19 protein-coding genes are annotated in these 22,893 nt (G+C 72.4%); 9 read left to right on the top strand and 10 right to left on the bottom strand.

Going from position 1 to position 22,893, the window contains the following annotated elements; all coding sequences use genetic code 11:
- Positions 1-67: 67 nt before the first annotated feature.
- Positions 68-3,382: a TIR domain-containing protein gene (locus Q0Z83_RS32005; RefSeq protein WP_317786962.1), complete on the bottom strand. Its 3,315-nt coding sequence runs from the start codon at positions 3,380-3,382 to the stop codon at positions 68-70.
- A gap of 251 nt (positions 3,383-3,633) precedes the next feature.
- Positions 3,634-4,992 (bottom strand): cation:dicarboxylate symporter family transporter, encoded by a 1,359-nt coding sequence (locus tag Q0Z83_RS32000; protein WP_317786961.1) that lies wholly within the window; start codon positions 4,990-4,992, stop codon positions 3,634-3,636.
- A gap of 82 nt (positions 4,993-5,074) precedes the next feature.
- On the opposite strand from Q0Z83_RS32000, the gene Q0Z83_RS31995 reads away from it, so the two are divergent.
- From Q0Z83_RS31995 to Q0Z83_RS31985, 3 genes are read left to right on the top strand one after another with little or no spacing between them, the layout of a single operon-like run.
- Entirely contained in the window at positions 5,075-6,628 is a 1,554-nt protein-coding gene (locus Q0Z83_RS31995; RefSeq protein WP_317786960.1) for a sensor histidine kinase, read from the top strand.
- Positions 6,625-7,335 carry a response regulator gene (locus Q0Z83_RS31990; RefSeq protein ID WP_317786959.1) on the top strand — a complete coding sequence of 237 codons (711 nt, stop codon included), beginning with the start codon at positions 6,625-6,627 and terminating at the stop codon, positions 7,333-7,335. Before Q0Z83_RS31995 ends, Q0Z83_RS31990 begins: the two co-directional genes overlap by 4 nt.
- Positions 7,332-8,678 carry a glucose-6-phosphate dehydrogenase gene (locus Q0Z83_RS31985; protein ID WP_317786958.1) on the top strand — a complete coding sequence of 449 codons (1,347 nt, stop codon included), beginning with the start codon at positions 7,332-7,334 and terminating at the stop codon, positions 8,676-8,678. Before Q0Z83_RS31990 ends, Q0Z83_RS31985 begins: the two co-directional genes overlap by 4 nt.
- Here the strand turns inward: Q0Z83_RS31985 and Q0Z83_RS31980 are convergent.
- The 8 genes from Q0Z83_RS31980 to Q0Z83_RS31945 all read right to left on the bottom strand — a co-directional run bounded on the left by Q0Z83_RS31980 (position 8,665) and on the right by Q0Z83_RS31945 (position 14,431).
- The gene (locus Q0Z83_RS31980; RefSeq protein WP_317786957.1) at positions 8,665-10,410 is read right to left on the bottom strand and encodes an ABC transporter ATP-binding protein; all 1,746 of its coding nucleotides are present in this window, start codon (positions 10,408-10,410) and stop codon (positions 8,665-8,667) included. The two genes, Q0Z83_RS31985 and Q0Z83_RS31980, sit on opposite strands and share 14 nt — an antisense overlap.
- Positions 10,407-10,916, bottom strand: coding sequence for a TlpA family protein disulfide reductase (locus Q0Z83_RS31975; protein WP_317786956.1), 510 nt, complete (start codon positions 10,914-10,916; stop codon positions 10,407-10,409). The genes Q0Z83_RS31980 and Q0Z83_RS31975 overlap by 4 nt, the downstream gene beginning before the upstream one ends.
- Before the next feature lie 10 nt (positions 10,917-10,926).
- Entirely contained in the window at positions 10,927-11,457 is a 531-nt protein-coding gene (locus Q0Z83_RS31970; protein WP_317786955.1) for a MauE/DoxX family redox-associated membrane protein, read from the bottom strand.
- Between the two features lie 2 nt (positions 11,458-11,459).
- On the bottom strand, positions 11,460-11,864 hold the full coding sequence (locus Q0Z83_RS31965; protein WP_317786954.1) for a lasso peptide biosynthesis B2 protein: 405 nt from the start codon (positions 11,862-11,864) through the stop codon (positions 11,460-11,462).
- Positions 11,861-12,121, bottom strand: a complete 261-nt coding sequence (locus Q0Z83_RS31960) for a lasso peptide biosynthesis PqqD family chaperone (protein WP_317786953.1) — start codon at positions 12,119-12,121, stop codon at positions 11,861-11,863. Before Q0Z83_RS31960 ends, Q0Z83_RS31965 begins: the two co-directional genes overlap by 4 nt.
- The gene (locus Q0Z83_RS31955; protein WP_317786952.1) at positions 12,118-13,953 is read right to left on the bottom strand and encodes an asparagine synthase-related protein; all 1,836 of its coding nucleotides are present in this window, start codon (positions 13,951-13,953) and stop codon (positions 12,118-12,120) included. Before Q0Z83_RS31955 ends, Q0Z83_RS31960 begins: the two co-directional genes overlap by 4 nt.
- 85 nt (positions 13,954-14,038) lie before the next feature.
- On the bottom strand, positions 14,039-14,170 hold the full coding sequence (locus Q0Z83_RS31950; protein WP_317786951.1) for a keywimysin-related RiPP: 132 nt from the start codon (positions 14,168-14,170) through the stop codon (positions 14,039-14,041).
- Between the two features lie 117 nt (positions 14,171-14,287).
- On the bottom strand, positions 14,288-14,431 hold the full coding sequence (locus Q0Z83_RS31945) for a keywimysin-related RiPP (protein WP_317786950.1): 144 nt from the start codon (positions 14,429-14,431) through the stop codon (positions 14,288-14,290).
- Positions 14,432-15,222: 791 nt separating this feature from the next.
- Here Q0Z83_RS31945 and Q0Z83_RS31940 point away from each other — a divergent pair.
- The 6 genes from Q0Z83_RS31940 to Q0Z83_RS31915 all read left to right on the top strand — a co-directional run bounded on the left by Q0Z83_RS31940 (position 15,223) and on the right by Q0Z83_RS31915 (position 22,882).
- Positions 15,223-16,005 (top strand): phospholipase A2, encoded by a 783-nt coding sequence (locus Q0Z83_RS31940; protein WP_317786949.1) that lies wholly within the window; start codon positions 15,223-15,225, stop codon positions 16,003-16,005.
- A 44-nt stretch (positions 16,006-16,049) separates the two neighbouring features.
- A complete protein-coding gene (locus Q0Z83_RS31935; RefSeq protein ID WP_317786948.1) occupies positions 16,050-16,556 on the top strand; it encodes a hypothetical protein in 507 nt (168 codons plus the stop codon).
- Positions 16,557-16,760: 204 nt separating this feature from the next.
- Positions 16,761-18,707 (top strand): condensation domain-containing protein, encoded by a 1,947-nt coding sequence (locus tag Q0Z83_RS31930; protein ID WP_317786947.1) that lies wholly within the window; start codon positions 16,761-16,763, stop codon positions 18,705-18,707.
- Between the two features lie 82 nt (positions 18,708-18,789).
- On the top strand, positions 18,790-19,773 hold the full coding sequence (locus tag Q0Z83_RS31925) for a TauD/TfdA family dioxygenase (RefSeq protein ID WP_317786946.1): 984 nt from the start codon (positions 18,790-18,792) through the stop codon (positions 19,771-19,773).
- On the top strand, positions 19,770-21,578 hold the full coding sequence (locus Q0Z83_RS31920; RefSeq protein ID WP_317786945.1) for a non-ribosomal peptide synthetase: 1,809 nt from the start codon (positions 19,770-19,772) through the stop codon (positions 21,576-21,578). Before Q0Z83_RS31925 ends, Q0Z83_RS31920 begins: the two co-directional genes overlap by 4 nt.
- Entirely contained in the window at positions 21,578-22,882 is a 1,305-nt protein-coding gene (locus Q0Z83_RS31915; protein WP_317786944.1) for a condensation domain-containing protein, read from the top strand. The genes Q0Z83_RS31920 and Q0Z83_RS31915 overlap by 1 nt, the downstream gene beginning before the upstream one ends.
- Positions 22,883-22,893: the final 11 nt, after the last annotated feature.

Here is a 22,893-nt window from a genome sequence, read left to right as displayed (position 1 = left end):
CGAGCCTGACGGCCGTGCCTGGCACGGCGCGCACACCGGCCTGGCACGGCCCGCACAGGCCGCTGTCTCAGCGGGTACAGGTCGGCCGGTACGCCGTCTCCGGGACGTAGGCCGCCCACTCGTCCGGTGTGAAGCCGCCACCGGCGACGGCGCAGGCGGTCTGGGACGGCGCCGCCCGCAGCGCGTTCAGGGCCGAGTAGTCCCAGACCGCGGCCCGATTGCCGCTCTGCTCCCGGCCGCTGGTGACCAGCGTGTGCCCGTCCGGGTGGAAGAGCAGGGCCCTCGTCTTGAGCTCGGCGCCCTTGAGGCCGCTGACCCGCTGGGGGGTGGACGGTTCGGCCACGTCCCAGATCGTCAGCACGGAGTCCCGGGTGCCGGTCGCGAGCGTGCGGCCGTCCGGCGAGAAGGCCACCGCGTCGATGATCGTGGTGTTGCCGGTCAGGATGGCCTGCCGGCGGCGGTTCGAGCCGGCGACGTCCCACAGCGCCGCCGTCTTGTCCGAGCTGCCGGTCGCCAGGGTGCGCCCGTCCGGGCTGAACGCCATGGAGCTCACGAACGCGGAGTGCCCCTTGAGGCGCCCGGCCCGAACCGGCTTCGACCGGTCGGCCAGGCTCCACAGACTGACCGTCTCGCTCTCGGCGACGGCGACGGTGCGACCGTCGGGACTGAAGGCGATGGGCCCGGCCGCCTCGTCGCCCGGCAGTTCGGGAAGCCGGACCGGGTTCCGCGGGTCGGTGAGGTCCCACAACATCACGTCGGCTCCCTCGGCGATGGCCAGCGTCCGGCTGTCGGGACCGAACTCCAGCGTGTAGCTGATCGGCCCGATGGGCAGCTTGCCGAGGGGCGCCGGCGCGCTCGGATCACTGAGATCGGTCAGCGTCACGAAGTTGTCCGACCCCCAGGTGACGGCGGCGAGCAGCTCACCGTCGGGGCTGACCGCCGCCGCATCGAGGAACCCGGGGAGGACACGTACGGTGGCCCGTTCGACCGGGTGGGTGGGGTCCGACAGATCCCAGGTGCTCGCCGTCCCGTCGACGTGTGCCGTGGTCAGGCGCCGGCCGTCCGAGCTGAGAGCGGCCGTCACCCCGATGCGGGTCTCGCCGGTGGCCCGGCCGATGATCTTCGGGGCGCCGTGCGCCTTGACGGTCCACAGGCTCAGCGTGCCGTCGACCGCCAGAGTGGACAGAAGCCGGCCGTCCGGGCTGAACGCCATCGTCAGCGCGGCGCCGTCGTTGCTCTCCACATCGGCGAGGTGGACCGGCGTGTTACCGGTCAGGTCCCACAGGCGCGCCGTCCCCTCCCGGTCGCTGGTGGCCAGGGTCAGGCCGTCGCTGCTGAACGTCACGTCGGCGGCCCGGACCGCCTCCGTGTACAGCTTCTTCGGCTTGGCCGGGTCGCCCATGTCCCAGATCGCAAGGTTTCCGGCCTGGTCATGGGTGGCCAGGAGCGGCCGCACCGGGTTGAAGACGGCCCTCCGGACCTTGCCCTCCAGCGTGGCCAGCTCGGTCGGGTTCGTGCGATCAGTGATGTCCCAGACCGTCCCGGTGGTGCGGGAGAAGCCGGCGGCCACGACGGTACGGCTGTCGGGGCTGAACGTGATCGGCGTCAGGCTGTCGCCCATGATCTGGCCGAGCCGGGCGGGGCTCTCCCTGTCGGCCAGGTCCCAGAGGGTCCACAACCCGTCGAAGTCGCCGGCGGCGAGCGTCCGCCCGTCCGGGCTGAGGACGGCCTGGACGGCGTCCGTCGTGGGGACCGTGCTGATCGTGACCGGCTCAGCCGGGTCGGAGATGTCGAGCAGGGTCGGCTGGAGGTCCCAGCCGCCGACGACGGTGAGGGTCTTGCCGTCGCGGCCGAAGGACAGGAAGGAGAAGACCGGGAAGTCGTCGAACGTGACGAGGCGGACCGGCACGGCCGGGTCGGCCATGCTCCACAGTGACAGGGTGTAGTCCGAGCCGATGACGGCGATGATGTCGTTCGCCCCGTAGGCCATGGCCAGCACCTCGTCGGTCGCGCCGACCTTGCGGGTGGAGGTGACGAGGCCGGCGAGCTCGGCCCGGGTCTCGGCGCCGGGCTGGATCTTCTCCGCGGCGATCCCGAGCCGGAGAGCCATCGACGGGTCGTTGCCGATGGTGGCCGTGGCCCGGTTGATCAGCCGCCGGACGAGCGTGATCCGCTTCTGCTCCGCAGCGTTCTCCTCCTGGCGGCGGGCCTCCTCGGCGGCCGCCTTCGCCTTTCGTTCGTTCTCCTGGGCGATGGCCTGCTGGCGGCGGGCCTCCGCCGCGGACTCCTCGGCGAGCCACTGCTGGCGCCGGGCGATGGCCCGCTGCTTCTCGGCCTCGGCGGTGGCCTGCGCGGCGAGGAGTTGCTGCTGCTCCGCGATCATCCGCTGGCGGTCCGTCTCCCGAGCGGCCTGCGCGGCCAGTTCACGCTGCTCCCGGGCCACCTTCTGCTGCTCTTCGGCCAGAGTCCGCGACCGGTTCGCCAGCTCCCGCTGCTTACGCGCGTTCTCCTGCTGCCGTCTCGCCTCGGCCGCCGCCCGTTCGGCCGCCTCCCGCTGCTCCCGCGCCAGTTGCTCCTGCGTCTTCGTCTCCACGGCGGCGGCGTGTGCCCGGGCCTCCTGCGCGCGGGCGTTCTCCTGCTGGCGCCGGGCCTCCTCGGCGAAGCGCCCGGCATTGCCACGTTCCTGCGCGGCGAGCTCCTGCTGCCGCTGGGCCTCGGCGCTGAAGGAGGTGGCCCGGTCGGCGTTACGTCCCGCGATCACGCCGGTCAGCGACGCCACCGCGGTCAGCAACGCCAGCGCCGCCACGGCCCCCCGACGTAGCCGCCGGGACTGGCGGTGCTGCCGGACGTCCTCGCCCTCCAACTCGTCCTTGCTGAGGCCGTGCATCGGGGCGGCCAACTGCGCGATCGCGTCGCGGAACCGGGCGTCCTTCAGGCTGAGACTCGGGTCGTTCCGGGTCCAGCGCAGGTCGAGGAAGAGTGGCTCCTCAGCGAACACCCCGCGCAACGCGTCCGGCACGGCCGTCGAGTCCGCGGACAGGTCGCCGCGGTACGGGTCCCACCGCCACTCGCCGTCGGTCACCACGGGCAGGATCCGATTCGCCGGTTTCGTCGCGATCCAATGCTCGATCTCGCGGTTCACCCACGGCGACTGGGCCGCCTCCGGTGACGCGAGCAGCACGAACCAGTCCGAGCCGTCCAGCGCCTCCTGGATCGACGACCACAGTGCCGGGGTCACCGACAGACCGGTCTGGTCCCGGAAGATCCACAACGCGCGGCGGCGGTGCCACGGCTTCGCCAGCCGATGCAGACCATGCTGTACGGCCGGCGCCAACCGCCCGTCAGCGGCGTGGCTGTACGAGATGAAGCCATTGAAAGTCATGCCGGACCCCCGCATTCGATCGTCGGCGCCGACAGATTCTCCACGCGGGAGCCCGCAGGTGGAAATCGGCACCCGGAAACGAGCGCCACCAGCACCTGAACAGCCCGCCTCCCCGGCTGGACCGCCCCCAGTGTATCGATCGTCTCGCATGGAACGGGCCACCCCGTCGCGTCTGGGGAAGCGACGGGGTGGCGGCTCGGATGTTCCGGCAGGTGATGATCACCCAGGGTGCCCGGCCGGGCGACGGAAGGTCAGACGGCGGCCGGGGTCCCGGCCGGAGCGGTCGGCGCGGCCGGTGCGCCGTGGTCGTCGTCGAGCATGGTCTGCTCGTCGAACGGGTCGTTGCCGGCCAGCACCTGCTGGGCCCGGTCGCGGTCGAACTCCCGGGTCCAGACACCGATCAGGACGGTGGCCACCGCGTTTCCGGCGAAGTTGGTCAGGGCCCGCGCCTCCGACATGAAACGGTCGATGCCGACGATCAGGCCCACACCGTCGACCAGGTCGGGGCGGTGGCTCTGCAGGCCGCCGGCCAGGGTGGCCAGGCCGGCGCCGGTGACGCCGGCGGCCCCCTTCGAAGCGATGATCATGAACAGGAGCAGGGAGATCTGCTCACTCACCGACAGCGGGTCGCCCATCGCCTGGGCCACGAACAGCGACGCCATGGTCAGGTAGATGGCGGTGCCGTCGAGGTTGAAGGAGTACCCGGTCGGGACGGTGATGCCGACGACCGGGCGGCTCACGCCCACGTGCTCCATCTTGGCGATCAGGCGGGGCAGCGCCGACTCCGACGACGACGTGGACAGGATCAGCAGGAACTCCCGGCCCAGGTACTTCAGCAGGCTGAAGATGTTGATCCGGGCGACCAGCCAGATCAGGGTGCCGAGCACCACGAACACGAACAGCGCGCAGGTGACGTAGAAGCCGAGCATGATCTGGGCCAGGCTGATCAGCGCGTCCACGCCGGTCGCGCCGACGACCGCGGCGATCGCGCCGAACGCGCCGATCGGGGCCAGCCACATCAGCATCGCCAGGATCCGGAAGACGAGCCGCTGGAACAGGCCGATGGCACGCAGCACCGGCTCGGACCGCTCACCGAGGCTCTGCAGGGCGAACCCGGCGAGCAGCGCGACCAGCAGCGTCTGCAGCACGTTGCCGGAGGCGAACGGGGAGAGCAGACTGTCCGGGATGATGCCGAGCAGGAAGTCGGCGGTGCTCTTGGCCGGTTCGGTGCCGACCGCCTTCTGGCCGGCTGCGGCCGTCGAGGCGTCCAGGTGCATGCTCGAACCGGGGTGGATGATGTTGCCGACGACCAGGCCGATGGCGAGCGCGACGGTCGACATGGTCAGGAAGTAGCCGAGCGCCAGGCCGCCGACCTTGCCGACCTTGGCGGCCTGCCGGATCGAGCCGACGCCGAGGACGATGGTGCAGAAGATGACCGGGGCGATCATCATCTTGATCAGGTCGACGAAACCGGTGCCTATCGGCTTCAGCTCGACCGCCGTGTCCGGCCAGAGCAGGCCGACGCCGATGCCGAGCAGGACGGCCGCGATGACCGCCAGGTACAGGTAATGTGTGCGGTCGCGTTTGACCGGCGGGGTAGCGGTAGTCATGACAGGAATGTGGCCTGGGTCTCAGACGCTTTCACCGTTACGTTCATTCTGTTCATCCGAACGAAACGAATCGAGGCCCGGTTTGGCACGACGGTGGAGCATCGCCAGGCAGCTTTTCGCCCTCCAGGTGCTGGTGGTGACGCTGCTGGTGGCGATCGGGACGACCGGCGCGGTGCTTCTCGCCAGCCGGGACGCGCAGGCGACCGCGGAGGCCGAGGTGATCGCGGTGGCCGAGACCATGGCGAACTCACCGGCCGTGATCAGCGCGTTGGGAGCCGCCGACCCGGCCGCGGCGTTGCGGCCGTTCACCGAGGCCACCCGCAACGCCACCGACACCGACTTCATCGTGGTGATGGCCCCGGACCGGACCCGTTACAGCCATCCCACGGAGAGCCTGATCGGTCAGCCGTTCGCCGGTTCGGTCGACGAGGCGCTGCGTGGCGGCCGGGTGGTCGAGGAGTACCGGGGCAGCCTCGGTGACTCGGTGCGGACCGTCGTGCCGATCCGTGATCCGGGTAGCGGCACGATCATCGGGCTGGTCTCGGTCGGCATCAAGACCGACGAGATCAACCGGGAACTGGTCGCCCAGCTGCCCGTCGTCGGCGCCGCCACCGGTATCGCCCTGCTCCTGGCCGCTTTCGGGTCGTGGCTGCTCAGCCGCCGCCTGCGCCGGCAGACGCACGGGCTCGGACCAGCCGAGATGACCCGGATGTACGAGTATTACGATGCCGTCCTGCACGCCGTCCGCGAAGGTCTCGTGGTCGTTGACCGGGACGGCCGGGTGACGTTGATAAACGACGAGGGCCGCCGCCTGCTCGGCATGCAGGCCGACGGTCCGGCCGACGTCCCGGCCGAGGTGGCCGGTCTGATCGCCGAGCGTCGTCCCACAGTCGACGAGCCGGTGCTGGTCGGTGACCGGGTGTTGGTGGCGAGCCGCCGGGAGACCAGGTTCGACGGGCGGGTCCTCGGTACCGTGCTGACGCTGCGCGACCACACCGAGTTGCGCGCGCTGACCGGCGAGCTGGATTCGGTGCGTGGCCTGACCGAGGCGCTGCGGGCACAGGCGCACGAGGCCGCGAACCGTCTGCACACCGTGCTCACCATGGTCGAACTCGGTCGTACCGATGAGGCGATCCAGTTGGCGACGGCCGAGTTGGCGGTCGCCCAGCAGCTCACCGACCAGGTGGTCGGCGCGGTCGAGGAACCGGCCCTGGCGGCACTGCTGCTCGGCAAGTCGGCCCAGGCCGGTGAACGCGGTGTGGAGCTGACCATCGACGGCGAGTCCCGGCTCACCGGGTCACTGCTGCGCGGCCGCGATCTGATCACCGTGGTCGGCAACCTGATCGACAACGCTCTGGAGGCGGTCGCCGACACGCCGCTGCCACGCCGGGTCGGTGTGCTGGTCCGGGAGGAGGACGGCGAGGTGCTGGTCCAGGTCCGCGACAACGGCCCGGGGCTGACCCCGGACCAGGCGGCCAGCGCCTTCCGGCGCGGCTGGTCCACCAAGGGCGACGGGCACGGCATCGGCCTGTCGCTGGTCCGGCAGGTCGCGCAGAGGTACGGCGGAAGTTACGACATCCACACCGCCCCCGAGGGTGGAGCGGTGATCAGCGTCCGGTTGCCGGTGTCGCCGTGACCACCCGTCCACCGATCCAGGTGCTGGTGGTCGACGACGAGCCGCTGATCGCCGAGGCGCATCGTGCGTACACCGAGAAGGTCGAGGGTTTTGTGGTCGTCGGCGTGGCGCACACCGCGCGCGAGGCGATGACCAGGCTCCGCGCTCACCCGGTCGACCTCGTGCTGCTCGACCTGAATCTGCCGGACAAGCACGGTCTGGAGATCGCGCGGGCGTTGCGCGCGGCGGGCAGCGGCACCGACGTGCTGGCGGTGACCTCGAACCGGGACATCGCCATGATCCGTTCGGCGGTCGCGCTCGGGGTGACCCACTACCTGCTGAAACCGTTCACGTTCGCGGCGTTCCGCGACAAGCTCGACCGGTACGCCCAGTACCGCCGCCAGCTCGCCGAGTCGGCTGAGGTGGCCGCCCAGCACGAGGTGGACCGGGTGTTCGCGACGCTGCGTGGCGCCCCGCCGGACACCCTCCCCAAGGGACTGGACCCGAAGACGTTCGACCTGATCCTGTCGGCGCTGCGCGCGGCCGCCCCGGCCGGTCTGTCGGCGGCCGAGGTGGGCACGCGCACCGGCACGTCCCGGGTGACCGCCCGCCGCTACCTGGAACATCTCGCCGACTCGGGCCGGGTGGTGCGCAGTCCCCGCTACGGCGGGCCGGGCCGTCCCGAGGTCGAGTATCGACCGGCTTCCGGGGGTACCCACGGTCCATGACGGACCAGACCCTGATCATTCTCGGCGCGAGCGGCGACCTGACCGCCCGGCTGCTGCTGCCGGGCCTCGGCGCACTGCTCACCGCCGGGCACGCGCCCGGCCTGACCCTGATCGGCGCGGCGATCGACGACTGGGACGACACCCGCTGGCGGCAGCGCGTCCGCGACTCGTTCGGCATCGAGAACCCGGTCGCCGACTCGGCCCGCTGGGTCCGCACCGACGTCACACACACCGACGACCTGCGCCGCCTACTCGACGAGGCGGAGAGGCACGGCCCGGTGGTGATCTTCTTCGCGCTGCCGCCGGCGGTCACCGCGAAGGCCTGCGAGGCACTGCTCGACGTGGAGCTGCCGCCCGGCACCCGGCTGGTGCTGGAGAAGCCGTTCGGTACCGGCAGCGCGTCCGCCGCCGAGGTGAATGCGCTGCTCAGCCGCCTGGTCCCGGAGGAGCGGGTGCACCGGGTGGACCACTTCCTCGGCAAGTCGACCGTGCTCAACATCCTCGGCCTGCGGTTCGCCAACCGGATCTTCGAGCCGGTCCTGGACGCCACCCACGTCGAGTCGGTGGAGATCGTCTTCGACGAGAACCTCGCGCTCGAAGGACGGGCCGGCTACTACGACCGGGCTGGCGCGCTGGCCGACATGATCCAGAGTCACCTGTTGCAGATCCTCGCGCTGCTCACCATGGAGGCGCCGTTCACGCTGGCCGCCGCCGAGTTCCGGGACCGCAAGGCCGACGTGCTGCGCGCCACCCGGCTGTGGGGCGACCCGGCCACCAGCACCCTGCGCGCCCGCTACACCGCCGGTGACCTGGACGGCCGCAAGCTGCCCGACTACACCGACGAGCCCGGCGTCGACCCGGCCCGCGAGACCGAGACGCTGGCCGAGATCGTCCTGGCCGTCGACACGTGGCGCTGGGCGGGTGTGCCGTTCCGGCTGCGCTCGGGCAAGGCGATCGGCGCGAGCCGCAAGGAGGCGGTGATCACCTTCAAGCGACCGCCCCGCGTCCCGGACGGCCTGCGCGGCTGCGACCAGCCCGATCGGCTGCGGATCGGGTTCGGCCCGGACCACCTGGCCATCGACTTCAACATCAACGGCCCGGGTGATCCGTTCGAGCTCGATGCGGTCACGCTGGAGGCCGATTTCGGTCAGGGCGATCTCCCACCGTACGGGGAGGTGCTGCGCGGGGTCTTCCAGGACGACCCGACCCTGTCGGTACGGGCGGACACCGCCGAACAGTGCTGGCGCATCATCGAGCCGGTCCAGCAGGCGTGGCGCTCGGGCCGGGTGCCGCTGCTGGAGTACCCGGCGGGAACCACCGGCCCCGGTCTCACCCTGTCCTAGCGCCGGGCCCGGCGTGCAGCAGCTGGGTGGCGGCCAGGTCGGCGTAGAGCGCGTCCTCCCGGAGCAGGTCGGCGTGGGTGCCCACGGCGCGGACCCGGCCGCCGTCGAGCACCACGATCCGGTCGGCGGCGGTGACCGTGGACAGCCGGTGCGCGACCACCAGCACGGTGCTGTGCTCGGCGATCTCGGCGACGGTGTCGCGCAGCGCGGCCTCGTTCACCGCGTCGAGTTGGGACGTCGCCTCGTCGAGCAGCAGCAGGCCGGGGCGGCGCAGCAGCGCCCGGGCGATGGCGAGGCGCTGCCGTTCGCCGCCGGAGAACCGGGCGCCGCGGTGTCCGACCGGGCTGTCCAGGCCGAGCGGGAGCCGGTCGACGGTGGCGTCCAGGCGGACCAGGCGCAGCACCGAGCGGAGTTCGGCCTCACCGGCGTGCGGTGCGCCGTACAGCAGGTTGGACCGCAGGGTGCCGGACAGCCCGGGGGCGTCCTGTTCGACGTACCCGATGATCGCCCGCAGTCGATCGAGAGGCCAGTCCCGGACGTCGCGACCGGCCACGGTGACCCGGCCCGACTCGACGTCATGGAACCGTTCGAGGAGCGAGAAGACCGTGGTCTTGCCCTCGCCGGAGGCGCCGACGAAGGCGGTGACCCCGAGCGGCGGGATGTCGAAGCTCAGTCCACGGTGGACCACGCGCGCCTGTGGCCCGTACCGGAAATGGACGTCGTCGAAGCCGACCGCCGCCGCCGGCACGCGGCCGGTGGCGGCCGGGCCCGCGGTCCTCGGGAGCGGCTCGGCCGGCAGGGCCAGCAGCCGGGTGATGCGGGCCGCGCCGGCCGCCGCGGTCTGGTAGCCGACCAGCGCCTGCACCACCTGGCTGACCGGTGGGACCAGCATGAACACGTACAGCAGGAACGCGACGAGGGTGCCGATGCCGACGTCGCCGGACGCCACCCGGGCCCCGCCGACCGCCAGGACCACCAGGAACGCGGTCTGCGCGCCGATCTCCACGGTGCTGGTGGCGCCGGCCGACCAGGCGCCGGCCCGCACACCGGCGTCCCGGAGCCGGGTGACCGCGCGGAGCAGGTCGGCCTCCTCACGCTGCTCGGCGCCGCACGCCTTGACCGTCCGGAAGCCGCCGAACATCCGCTCCAGCCGCGCGCCGACCGCGCCGATCGCCTCCTGCGCCTGCGCCGACGACCGGTTGACCTGCCGGGTCATGGCGCCGATGAACAGGCCGGCGACCCCCATCGTCGCCGCGCAGACAGCGAGCAGCACCGGGTCCACGGCGCCCATCAGCACCAGCACCCCGGCCAGCATGAACGTGCCGGTGATCCCGCCGACCAGGGTTTCGGTGACGACGCTGCGCAGCAGGGTGCTGTCCGAGGTGACGCGGGCGGTCAGGTCGCCCGGCTCGTCGTGGTCGAGAACCGTGACCCGAAGCCGGGTCAGGTGTGCGACGAGGGCCTGCCGGACCCGGAGGACGACACCTTCGGCGGCCCGGGTCTGCAGGTAGGCGCCGACGCCGTTGAGGACCGCGGTGGTCAGGGTCAGCGCCACCAGCAGGACCACCGCGGTGAGCACCGGGCGCCGCTCGGACAGGCCGTCGACGAGCTGTCGGGCGACGAGCGGCAGGGCGAGGCCCGCGGCTGCGGCGCACAGTCCGATCACGATCACACCGGCGATCGCGGCTCGGTGCGGGCGCAGGTACGGCAGCAGGCTCCGCAACGGCGTCATCGCGACGCCTCCACCGGCTCCGGCACCGCCTCCACGTGCACCCCGGTCCAGGTCAGCTCCCCGTCCGGGGCGACCACGAAGAGCGCCGGCAGGCCCCTGACCCCGAAGGCCGTCCGTACCGTCTCGTCGGTGTCGACGACCACCCGCGCGACGCCGGCCAGCGACGCCGCGTAGCTCTTCGTCGCGTTGCGCCCGGTGACCACGACCAGCACCCGGTCGCGGCCGCCGGGCCAGCGGGCGGCCCGCGGCCGCAGCTGCCGGCGCACCTCGCGGCACGATCCACAACCGGGCACCAGGAACGCGACGAGGGTGTCACCGGCCCACGCGCCGTCCACCGGGCCGACCGTCGCACCGACCGGCAGCGCCTTGGCCGGCACGCCCCGTTCGGCGACCGGCCACAGCAGCTCGGAGTTGCGCTGCGTCTGCCGGGCGACCGACAGGATCAGCAGCATGTTGAGGGCACTGACCAGCGCCAGGATGACGACGGCGGTGACGAGCACGGTCATGACGGTCTCCCTAGATTCGTGCGGTGAGGCGGCCGACCACGTGCTCCAGCCGGACCAGCCCGGTCGCCACCACGACCGCGCCGGCGGCCAGGACCAGCGCGTCGGCGACCGGTGGCCGGCTCGGGGCGGCGAGCGAGCACCCCAGCCCGGCGGCCGCGGCCGACAGGAGCACGGCGTTGCGCAGCAGTGGCAGGTTCCCGGTGGCGGCCTCGGCCGACCCGAAACACCGGCAGGCCACCGGCGCCGCGGACCGGCCGTTGCGGTGCAGCGCGACGGTGAAGGCGACGAGCAGCACGAGGGCGACGGCGAAGACCCACGGCGCCGGGCCGACGACGACGGCGATCTCGGCGCCGACGACCGCGATCGCCGCGGCCGCCGCCCGGCGTCCGGTCGACCCCGACAGGACCGAGGCGGCGGTACGGAACTCGGCGAACGCGGTGGCGCTGCGCACCTTGCTCAGTACCGAGACGGCGAACACCACGGCGAGCAGGCAGCGGCAGGCCCAGGCGGTGTACAGCGCGATCACGATCGGGGCGGTCACGATCAGGCGCGCGGCGCGGCGACGGTCAGCATCGGGATGTGGAAGCCGTCGGGGAACGGCTCGTCCACCGCGACCCCGTCGACCTCGACCCAGGCGTGCGCGCTGAACGGTGGATGGGCTCGCGGACCGGTGTGCCAGGTCGGCCAGCCACCGCGCAGCCGGCACAGCATCGCCGTGGCGATCGACCGGGGCAGGCAGCCGAACGGGCCGCCGCAGTACGCGTCGACGAGCGACACCTCGCTGCGGGCGAGGGCCGCCTCCCGGTAGGTGGCCGGCCGGGCGCCACGGCTCAGGCGGGTCAGCACCCGGTGGATGCGCTGCGGGGATCGGCCGGACAGCACACGGGCCGCCACGATCACCGTGCGGACCACGATCCGGCGGCCCGGGCCCGGCTCCGGCGCGGTCATCGCCGGACCACCAGACGGGCCGCCTCCAGTTCGCCGACGAGCGACGACACGTCACCGGCGATGTCGTCGTGGTCGGCGTCGAAGTCCGCGGCCAGCCGCGCGGCCACCCCGTCGGTCCCGCCGTCGGTGACTATCGACGCGATCACCGCGGCGCCGGTGTGGTTGAGGGTCCAGTAGTCGCCGCTCGTCGCGTCGAGGAGCACCCCGCCGTACTCGGTGGCCGTCCACGAGACTCCGGGCCGGAGCTGCCACATCATCGAACTCCCCTCATGGGTGCGGTGGTCTCGACGCCCCGTAACCACGTCTCGCAGGCGATCGTCTGGTCGAAGTCGAACCAGGTCCGCTCGGTGGGGGAGCGCAGGATGGTGCGTACCGTCGCCGGGTCGATCAGGCCCCGCTGGGCCAGCCGTGAGTCGTCGGCCAGCGTCAGCAGCTGCTCGCGGTGGTCGACGGCGCTCCGGTTGGCCACGATCGTGGTCTCGGCCTTGTCCCGCCGGGCCAGCGACGCAGCCGGGACGATGCCGCGCATCGCCTCGCCGAGCAGAGGCTTGTAGTGCCGGGGCCCGGTGACGTCGGGCAGCCGCGCGGCCAGGCACGCCTCGACGACGTGGTCGTCGAAGAACGGCACGGCCAGCGGCAGTCCGGCGCCGCGGGTCATCTGGGCCAGGTGCCGGTTCATCGCCGCACCGAGGTACAGCGCCGCCAACCGGCCGTGCTCGCCGCCGTCGCCGGCCAGCCCGCTGACGTGTTCGCCCTGTTCCCGCAGGATGCGGCGGAGCACGGCCACGGCGTCGCCGGACACCCACGGCGCGACGTGCGCGGGCGGGCCCCAGCCGAGGACCGGCCGGTGGACCGTCGGCGCCGACGTGCCGAGCCCGGCGGCGAGCGACGACATCCACGCCCGGTAAGCGCGCCGGTCGGTGGCGGCGGCCAGCACCTCACGCCGGGTCCAGCGCAGGGCCCGGCGCAGGTGCCGCAGGTGCCGGATCGCGGTCCGCGGATGGGTGCGGAGCATCGTCAGTTGCAGGGCGGGGTCGGCGATCAGCAGCTCGTCGCCGCCGAAACCGCTGAACCGCAGCCGGGCGCCGTGCCCGAGGGCGCGCCGGGACAGGGCCAGGAAGGTGCCCCGGTAGATCACCGCGGTGGTCGGTTCGTCGAACCGGTCGGCGGCCGCGTCGAGTCCGCCGTACGGCGACGGGAACTCCTCGGGCGGGATCACGTCGTGGACGACGGTGCCGAGCGCCTCCGCCGTGCGAACCGCCCAGGGCAGGTCGTTGTCGAGCGGGTCGTCGGTCACGCAGGTCAGGGCGACGACCGCGGCCTCGGAGCGGGCGGCCAGGCAGCAGAGCGCCGTCGAGTCGAGTCCGCTGAGGTCGCTGGCGACCACCCCGCCGGCGGCGGTCCGGGTGTGGACCGCGGCGGTCAGGGCGTCGCGCAGGAGGGCGCCGGCTCCGGCCAGGCTGCGGTCCATCGGCGGCGGCTGCCAGCGGCGGGCCGTGCGTGGTGCGCCGCCGACGGTCAGCAGCAGGCGCTCGTCCGGCCGGACCGCTTCGACGCCCCGCCACACCGGCTGCCAGAACAGCGGCCACGGTGCGACCGGGAGCAGCATCCGTACGGCGAGGCGTTCCTCGTCGACGTCGGCGCCGGTCAGCTCGGCCACCACGTCGGCCCGGTCGCCGGCGACCGGCACCGACCCGGCCTGGCCGAAGAAGAGCCGCCGGTATCCGGACAGGGTGCCGTGCGCGGCGATCCCGTCCGCAGTGGCGGCGAGCACGTGGAAACTGCCGGGTTCGCCGCGCACCGAGTCGCACAGCGCGGCGGCGTCCCGGGCGGTGCTGCCGAGACCGGACAGGTCGCGGGTGGTCAGCCGGTGTTCGCCGAGCACGGCGAGACTCCGGTCGCCGAACCGGGCGACCACCGTCTCGGCCGGTGCCCAGCGTCCGAGCAGCCATGTCCGCCCGGACGCGTGGGTGACCCGGTCGAGTCCGGGAACACGCTGCCGGACGGCCTCCGCGCGGGCGTCGGCCGGATCGCTGTCGGGCAGGACGACGAACCAGGACAGCCCCGCGTCGAACATGACGTCAACCATCGAAGTGGCACCCTCTCGTCGCGGTGGGGCGGTGACCGCCGGCGACCGGCGATCACCACCCCGCATCCGCGGGTTACTGACGGATTCAGCTGCAGAGGTACGGCGGACGGGCGAAGATGAGCTCCTTCGCGCAGCCGCGGATGGTGCCGGCGGTCATCGTGCCGAACCGGCCCGCCCGAACCAGGGCCGGACGCTCGTACCGGGACTTCTTGTTCATGCCTGTTCCTTTCGAAGGTGGATGAGCCGTGGGTGCGGTCGGGCCGCGAGCCCGGCGCCCGGCCTGCGGTGCCCGGCGCCGATGTGGAGCCCGCGACCCGGCCGCGGTGCTACGTCGTCAGCCGACGCAGCCTCCGGCGTACGGCTTGACCGACCACCAGTTCTCCCTGCTGCAGAACGGGTTGATCGATCCGGCGGTGTGCTTCCGGAACGTCCCGGCCTTCGCCAGGGCCGGACGTTCGTAGGCGTCCTTGCGCTTCACGTTCAGTCATCTCCTCACGTGGATGATTCGCAGTTCCGTACAGCGGTGCGATGTCGGCTGGACAGTGCTGGTGACTGACAATCCACGCCGCGGCGCGTGGTGTGCCTCCGCGCCGGGCGTCGGAGAAGCTCGAGATCGTTCGGCTGGGTGCCGGCGTCCCCCTCTCTGGGGAGCGCGAAGTGACGGCCGCCCGCACCGCGGCACGGATCGCTCACGCCGCTCGGGCGCAGCAATGGCCGGGCGCGGACGGTCACGTCCGTTCGATTCGCGTTGTCCCCGTGTAGAACATCCCGTTGACCCACCGTGGGGAGCCGCGGGCACGCAAAGGTGCAGTCCGCGCTCCAGAGTGGACTGCGGGTCACCGTACCCTGCGGCTGATTGGCTTCGCAACGACCATCGGGCCGGGCTTACGGAATCCTTCGCGAGTGGCCCTGGGAAAGCGTCGAACAATTCATGATCATGCTTTGCGATGCTGATTCGCAGGTTCCGGAACAGCCGCCTGGCGAGTTGTCGCCGCCTACTCGCGGGTAGCCCCACAGGTCGTCGGGCCTGTGGTAATGCCTGGTCAAGGCCCTGCTCCAGGATAACCGGAAGGTCCGATTCCACATTGTTCGCGCCCTGGTCGAGCGAACCGGGGTCGACGGCGCCGACGGCTCATGTTAGCTTCCGTTGCAGTTGCCGCTGACATTCGCGGACGACTATTTCTGAGGGCTCGTAATCGAGTCATGGCGAATTCGACATAACCGTTTCGCCTCTAATTTCTCACTACCTCGAGAAGCGGGGAATGCTGCATGAAAACGAAATTCAGGCTGCTCCTGGCCGGCGCGGCGGCCGCGGTGCTGGTGATGAGCCCGCTCGGGACGTCGGCCCAGGCCGCGCCGGGCGACGGCAGGGTCGTGGTGGTCAGTGAGGTCCCGGCCGACGGGCTGCCCCCGGTCGTGGTCAAGGGACCGGACGCACCGGACTCGTACCGGATCGCGGCCGCCGTCCCGCCCGGCGGAAGCCTCAGCCCGGCCCGTTCGTCGGACCCGGTCGCGTCGTTCTCCGGTGAGGTGGTCGTCCGGAACGCGGCCGGGAAGGTGGTCGGCGGATACGACGCGCCCTACGCCGTCGACGCCGAAGGCCGGGTGGTGACCGGCTCGTACCGGATCGACGGCACCGATCTGGTCCAGTCCGTCCCGGCCGACGACACGATCGCCTACCCGCTGACGGTGCTGCTGCCCAGCTTCAACCCGGTCTCGGCCCCGCGCGCCGGGGTGGCCGCCGCCGCGGTCACCAAGATCACCGTGCCGGCCGGTTATGTCTACAATCCGTCGCTCGGCAGCCTGCACGACTACTGCACCAGCTCGCCCGACTCCTACCTCTCGGCCGACTTCCGCGGCCCCTGCGCCCGGCACGACATGTGCTACGAGGCGCCCGGCGACAACAAGCTGAACTGTGACAACACGCTCTACCAGCACCTCGGCAACAACTGCAATTTCGCTTACCCGACCTCCGGCCCGGGCCGCTCCAGCTGCCTCAGCGTGGCCGCCGTGTACTGGGCGGCGGTGACCGCGTTCGGCGACGACAACTAGCCGGGGTTGCGCGTCACACGGCGGGTGCCTAGGGTCACCGTGTCGTGGCGACTTCGGGAAACGACGAGATCGAAACCCTCCTCCAGCTGTACTGCGCGGAGGTCCTCGACGAACCCGACCCGGCTCTGCGGTACATGTTGCTCACCAGGGAACAGGCCACTTTCGACGCGCTCGCCGATCTGATCCGGCGCAGGCGTGGCCGGGCCCTCGCCGAGATGGCCCGTTCGACCACCAAGGACCAGATCGCCGACGAGACCGGGCTCGGTACCCGCCAGCGGGTGCAGGAGCTGATCGAGGCCAGCTTCCCGTCCGGCGAGATCACCGTACGCCGCGGCGAATGGCACCCGATCGCGCCGGACGTCCCGTACGAGGTCCAGGTACTACCGCCCGGCGTGCACCGGGTGGAGTACCGGTACAACTGGCGCACCTGCGCGATCACCGTCGACGGTGACATCCACGCCGTCGGCCCGGAGCAACCCGGATCGTCGATCGAGGCGCGCACCACGGACGGCCCGGAGGAGCTCCGGGTCCGGATCAGACGGACCGGATAGCGGTCGTCCACACACGGCTCCGAGCGGACCCATCCGCTCGGAGCCGTGTCCGTTCTCCCCGCTCAGAGCCGGTTCGTGAACGACACCGTACACAGTCACGCATTGATGATGGCGTCTACTCGCCATACCGGTTTGCCAGGGCTGTGCACCGTCTCGGCGGCTGTTACGGTTCCGGACGACTACGGTTCTCGGGGGGAACTCGTCATGAGCTTGCAGATCGAGACGGCGCCACTCACGTGGGCGCAGAAAATGCATTGGCATCTCTACCGTTCGACGCCGGCCGGTCGGCGCTGGCGCAACAATGTCCTCACCTATTGGCCGATTCCGGAGAATGCCGGGATCGACGATTCCGTGAAGGCGTTGTACCGGTTGGCCGACGAGTACAAGGGCCTGCGGACCTACTACCCGGTGGCTGCCGGGCGAGTGCCGGTCCAGGTCGTCGTGCCGGAGTTCGCGGTGCCCGTGGTGCGCTGCGACGTGGCCGGCGCACCGGACGAGCAGGCGGCCGCCGAGGCGTTCGTCGGGCGGGTCCTGCAGCGGGACCTCGACCTCGACGTCACGCCGCCGATCCGCGCCGTGCTCGTCGTGAGCGGCGTGCGGCCCCGCTGGCTGGCGCTGATCATCCACCACATCAGCATCGACGGAACCGCACGTCAGGTACTGGAACGGTCATACGGCAGGCACCTGGCCGCCGTGCTCCGGGGTGCGCCGGCACCGATGCCGCGGCTGACCGGGCCGCTGGCCGACGCGGCCCTGCAGGCGGCTCCGTCCGGCCGCCGGCAGAGCGGCGCGTCACTGCGCCGCTGGGCCGCCGTCGCCGCGTCGATGCCGACCACCACCCTGCCCGTCGCGGCCGGTCCGGTGCCCGGCCCGCTACCGACCGAGGGCCTGCTCAGCAGCCCCGGCGCGGCCGCCTGCGAGCGGCTGGCCCGGCAGTGGGAAGTGCCGGTCTCGGCGGTGTTCCTGGGTGCGTACGCGGCAGTTCTCGGACGATTCCTGGACAACACCCGGACGGCCGTGAACGTGTATTCCTCGAACCGTTTCAGCCCAGATCAGGCGGACAGTGTCGGATGTCTGTACCAGACCATTCCGGTGGTGATCGAAAATGGTCTCGACGAGCCCGTCCGCACGTTCATGCAGCGCGCTCAGAAAGCACTTCTCGATACCTACCGCTTCGGCCGCTACGATTTCGACGACTTCACCGACGGTCGGGTGCGTGAACAATTCCGGTCAGGGCGCAACGTCTCGGTGATGCCGTCCTTCAACTTCACCTCCGGCGGCGCGCCGGCCGGTGACGGCTCCGTGTCGTCGGCCGGCTGGTCGGTGACCGCCATCGAGCACGACCTCGGCGACCCGTTCGAGTTCGTGGTCTCGGTCGCCGGACCCGAGGTCCGGTCGGCCGTGCGGTTCGACGCCGCCCTGGTCGAGCCGGAGACGGCGACCGGCCTGATCTCGGCCGTGCACAGGTTCCTCGAGGTCGCCGCCGCACACCCGGGCCACACGGTCGGCGAACTGCTCGACGCGGCGGACACGCCGATCCTCAAACGGGGCACCGACTGGGTGCGCCGGGACGGCTCCTGGATCCACCTCGACGCCCTCGTCGACGCGGCGACCCGCCACCCGGCGGTCACCGCGGCCGAGGTCGAGGTGGAGCGGGACGGCTCGCTCACCCTGCATGTGGCGGCCCGACCCGGACTGACCGCCTTCGGGCTCCGCTGCCACCTCGCCGGCGCTCTCACCGCGCTGCCCGGCGGTGTCGTGCCGGACATGTTCGTAGTGACCCGGGCGGGCGACCCGGCCGCGCCGGCCACCCGCTCCGACGGCCGCGAACCCGACCGCCGGCCCTTCGACACCGTGCGGGAGCTGGCGGTCGAGGCGGCGCTGGGCCGCATCCGGCCGGACATCACCTGGACCGCGTCCGAGCCCTACCTGCTCCAGGGCGGCCGGACCGCCGACGTGACCCGGGTCCTGGCCGAGCTGGCCGACGCCGGGCTGGGCGGACTGACCTGCACCGACCTCATGGGATTCCGCCCCCTGGCGGATCTCGCCGAGGCCGCCGTCGTGCTGCGCCCCGAGGAGGCCGTGCGGCCCCTCGACCACCGGCGGGTACGCGACGCCGGGCACCGCAGCGCGCCCGCCGACGTGATCTGACCCGCGCAAGCCCTCCACCCGACCGGCGCCATCACCGGCCGGCGCACCCCACCATGCCCGCGTGCCCGCGAAAGGTGACCCCATGGTTCTGCCCGCGCATCTGCGCTATCCCCTGATCCAGCGACCCGAGCAGCTGTCGGCCCGCCCGTCGGCCGACCTCGCCGAGGTCATCGCGGCCAACCGCGACGACCTCACGGCCCGGCTGCGTGACGTGGGCGCGGTGCTCTTCCGCGGGTTCGCGCCGGGCAGCGCGGAACGGCTCGACGCGATGGTCCGGGCGATGGGCGGCGAGCCCCTCCAATACCACGACGCCGCGACCCCGCGGACCGAGGTCGGCGGCCGGGTCTACACCTCCACCGACTACCCGCCGGCCGAGGTCATCGAGCAGCACAACGAAGCCTGCTACGGGGCGGACTGGCCGCGCTACCTCTACTTCGGCTGCGCCGTCGCCGCCGCGACCGGGGGCGCCACCCCGCTCGTCGACACCCGGGCGCTGGTCGCCGTGCTGCCCGAGGACCTGGTCGACCGGCTGCGTAAGTCGGGCGTCCGGTACGTGCGGACCTACCACCCACGGATCGGCCTCAAGTGGCAGCAGGCGTTCGGCACCGAGGACCGGGCCGAGGCCGAGGCGTGGTGCGCGAGCCGGGACACCACGATCGACTGGCTGCCCGGCGGGGTGGTGCAGACCAGCACCGTGCGGCCCGCGCTGGTCCGCCACCCGGACACCGGCGAGGAGTGCTGGTTCAACCAGGTCGTCGCGTTCCACCCGGCCTCCCTGCCGCGGGACCTGCGCGAGGGTCTCGGCCGGGTGCTCGCCCCGGAGATGTTCCCGAAGCAGGTCCAGTTCGGTGACGGCACACCGATCCCGGCCGAGACCGTCGACCTGATCCGCGAGGCCGAACAGCCGATCCGGGCCGCCGAGCGGTGGCAGGCCCACGACGTGCTGATCGTCGACAACCTGCTGATGTCGCACGGCCGGGAGTCCTTCACCGGCAGCCGGCGGGTGCTCGTCGCGATGTCGCACGCGATGACCTGGAACGAGATCGACGTCGAGGTGGCGGCGTGAACGACACCACCTACCTGGACCGGATCGCCGGGCACGCCCGCCGGCATCCGGACGCCGTCGCCGCCCGGTCCGGCGACGAGCGGATCGGTTACCGGGAGCTGCTGGACCGGGCCCAAGCCGTCGCGGTACGGCTTCGCGCCGCCGGGGTCCGCCGGGGCGACCGGGTCGGCCTGCGACTGCCGCGCGGCGCCGACCTGCTCGCCGGGATGATCGGGATCGGACAGGCCGGTGCCGTCGTCGTGCCGGTGTCCACCGAGGAGCCGCCGGCCCGGCTCGCCATGATCACCGCCGACGCGGGCATCGGCGTCATCGTCGGGCGTGACTCGCACGGCGTACCGGACGAGGTCGAGATCGTCGCCGCCCACGGCCCGGACCCGGACGCCGACGGTGACCGGCCGCCCGCCGTCGGCGCCGCCGACATCGCCTACCTGATCTACACCTCCGGTTCCACCGGACGGCCGAAGGGCGTCCCGGTCGCGCACGGCAACCTGCTGCGCTACCTCGACTGGTGCGCCACCACCCTCCTCGAACCGGACGTGGCGCTGCCGGCGATCACGTCGCCCGCCTTCGACGCCTCCCTCAAACAGCTGCTCGGACCGCTGATCACCGGCGCCACGGTGTGGCTGGTCGACGACACGACGGCGGGCGACCCGCGGCGCGTCGGCGAGCTGCTCGACAGCGCCGGGCCGAGCGCGCTGAACTGCGTGCCGACCTTCTGGAGCGCGGTGCTCGACGAGCTCACCGCGACCGGCCGTCGTCCGGCCGAGCTGCGCCGCCTGCTGCTCGGCGGCGAGCCGATCAGCGCCGAACTGCTCAACCGGACCCGCGCCGCGTTCCCCGGCCTGGAGATCTGGAACCTGTACGGTCCGACCGAGGCGACCGCGAACGCGACGGCCGCCCGGATCGGCGACGACGACGAGATCCACCTCGGATCGCCGATCGCCGGCGCCCTGGCCCACGTGCTCCGGCCGGACGGCGCCCCGGCCGGTGACGGCGAGACCGGCGAACTCCACCTGGGCGGCCCACAGCTCGCCCTCGGTTACCACGGCGACGGCGCCCGCACCGCCGCCCGGTTCGTCCCCGACCCGTTCACCCCGGTTCCCGGCGGCCGGATGTTCCGGACCGGTGACCTGGTCCGCCGCCACGGCGACCGGCTGCTCTTCGAGGGACGCGCCGACCGGCAGATCAAACGCTCCGGGGTACGGCTGGAACTCGGCGAGATCGAGGAGGCGCTACGCCGTCTCGACGACGTCGCCACCACCGCGGTCGTCGCCGTCCAGGACGGTGCGGCCGACATGCGCCTGCTCGCCGCCGTGGTGCCCGCCGACGGCCGGGAGCCGGTTCCCGGCGCGATCCGCTCCGCGCTCGCCGGCCACCTGCCCCGCGCCGCGCTGCCGGACCAGATCGTGGTCGTGCCGGCGCTGCCGCTGACCGCCGGCGGCAAGGTCGACGCGGCCGCCCTGCGGGACCTCGCCGCACCGGCCGGACCGGAGGGGACCGGCGACGCCACCGACCCGGTCGAGGCCGTGCTGATCGGGGTGTGGCAGCAGGTCATCGCCGGCAAACCGGTCGGCGTGCACACCGACTTCTTCGACGCCGGTGGCCACTCGCTCGCCATGCTCCGGATCGTCGGGCGGGTCGCCGAACTGCTCGACGTGGAACTCGCCGTCGACGTCTTCTACGACGCCCCGACGGTCGCCGCCCACGCCGACCTGATCCGCGAACAGCGCGGCGCCGCCGCCACCGAACGTGCCCGCCGCGTCCTCGGCCAGGGCGCCGAGGCCGCCGCCTGGCGGGCCGAGTGATGACGTCGCGACCGGTCACCTACGCCGAACGTGGGGTGTGGTTCCTCCAGCAGGCCGCCGGCGCGCAGGCGTGCAACCTCGGCTCCGCGGTGCGCATCCCGGCCGGGCTCGACCCGGAACGCCTCTTCGCCGCCCTGAATCTGCTGGCCGCCCGGCACGAGGCGATGCGGACCACCTACCGGATCGAGGGCGCCGGGCTGGTCGCCACGGTACGCCCGGAGAGCACCCCGGAGACCCGGCTCGTCGACGCCGCCGGATGGTCCGCCGACGCCGTGCTGGACGACGTCCGGGCCGCCCACGAGACGCCGTTCGACCTGGCCGCCGGCTCACCCTGCCGGATGGTCGTCTGGGATCGGGGCGCCGAGGGCCACGTGGTGCTGTTCGCCATGCACCACGCCGTCACCGACTGGAACTCGATGGTCCAGTGCGCCTCCGAACTTTTCGAGCTCTACAGCAACGGCCTCGACCCGGCCGTGCTGGCCCCGGTCACCGCCGGGTACGGCGAATTCGCCGAGGCACAGCACACCATGCTGGCCGGGCCGGGCGCCGAGGCCGCGCTCGCGTACTGGAACGCGCTGCTCCCGACGGCCCGGCCCAGCCGCCCGGTGACCCCGGACCGGGACCGCAACGGGCGCGCCACCGCACAGCGGACCCTGCCGTTCGACTTCGACGCCGGTACCAAACAGGCACTCAACGCCGTCGCGTGGCGGCTGCGGGTGCCGGCGTACCTGGTCCTGCTCGGCATGTGGGCCTCGGTGCTGCGTCCCGGCGACGACGAACCGCTGGTCCTGGGCCTGTCCCGGACCCTGCGGCGGCCGGCGTTCGCGTCCACCGTCGGCTGCTTCACCAACACCATCCCGGTCGTCGTCGGCGGCACCGCCGGCAAGAGCCTGCCGGACGTGGTGGACGGCCTGCGCCGCCAGCTCCAGGAGTCGTTCCGGCACCAGAGCTACCCGAACGAGCTGCTCGCCGGCAGCCGGCCCGACCTCGGCGCGATCGACGGCCGGCCGGCGATGTTCGACGCCACCTTCAACTACGTGCCGAGCGACGCCGAGAACCTCGGCCCGCTGTTCACCGGCGTCGCGGAGGTCCGCGCCCAGGTCGGCGGCCTGCTGCTGGAGTCGGTGCCGGCGCTGCCCACGGTCGGCATGTGGAGCGACTTCAGCCTGCACCTGACCGAGGCGCCCCAGCGGCTCGTCGGCATGGTCGGTTACGACTCCGCGATCTATTCCGAAGCGTCCGCCGGCTCCGTGAGCCGCCGTTTCACCCGGATCGCCGGCCGTCTGTCGGCTGTCGAAGCCTAATCAACCATCAG

It is taken from the genome of Actinoplanes sichuanensis, from assembly GCF_033097365.1.
In the GTDB taxonomy this organism is placed as follows: Bacteria; Actinomycetota; Actinomycetes; order Mycobacteriales; family Micromonosporaceae; genus Actinoplanes; species Actinoplanes sichuanensis.
Note: the sequence above shows the minus strand (reverse complement) of the source record. Positions and strands in the feature narration are given on the sequence as shown.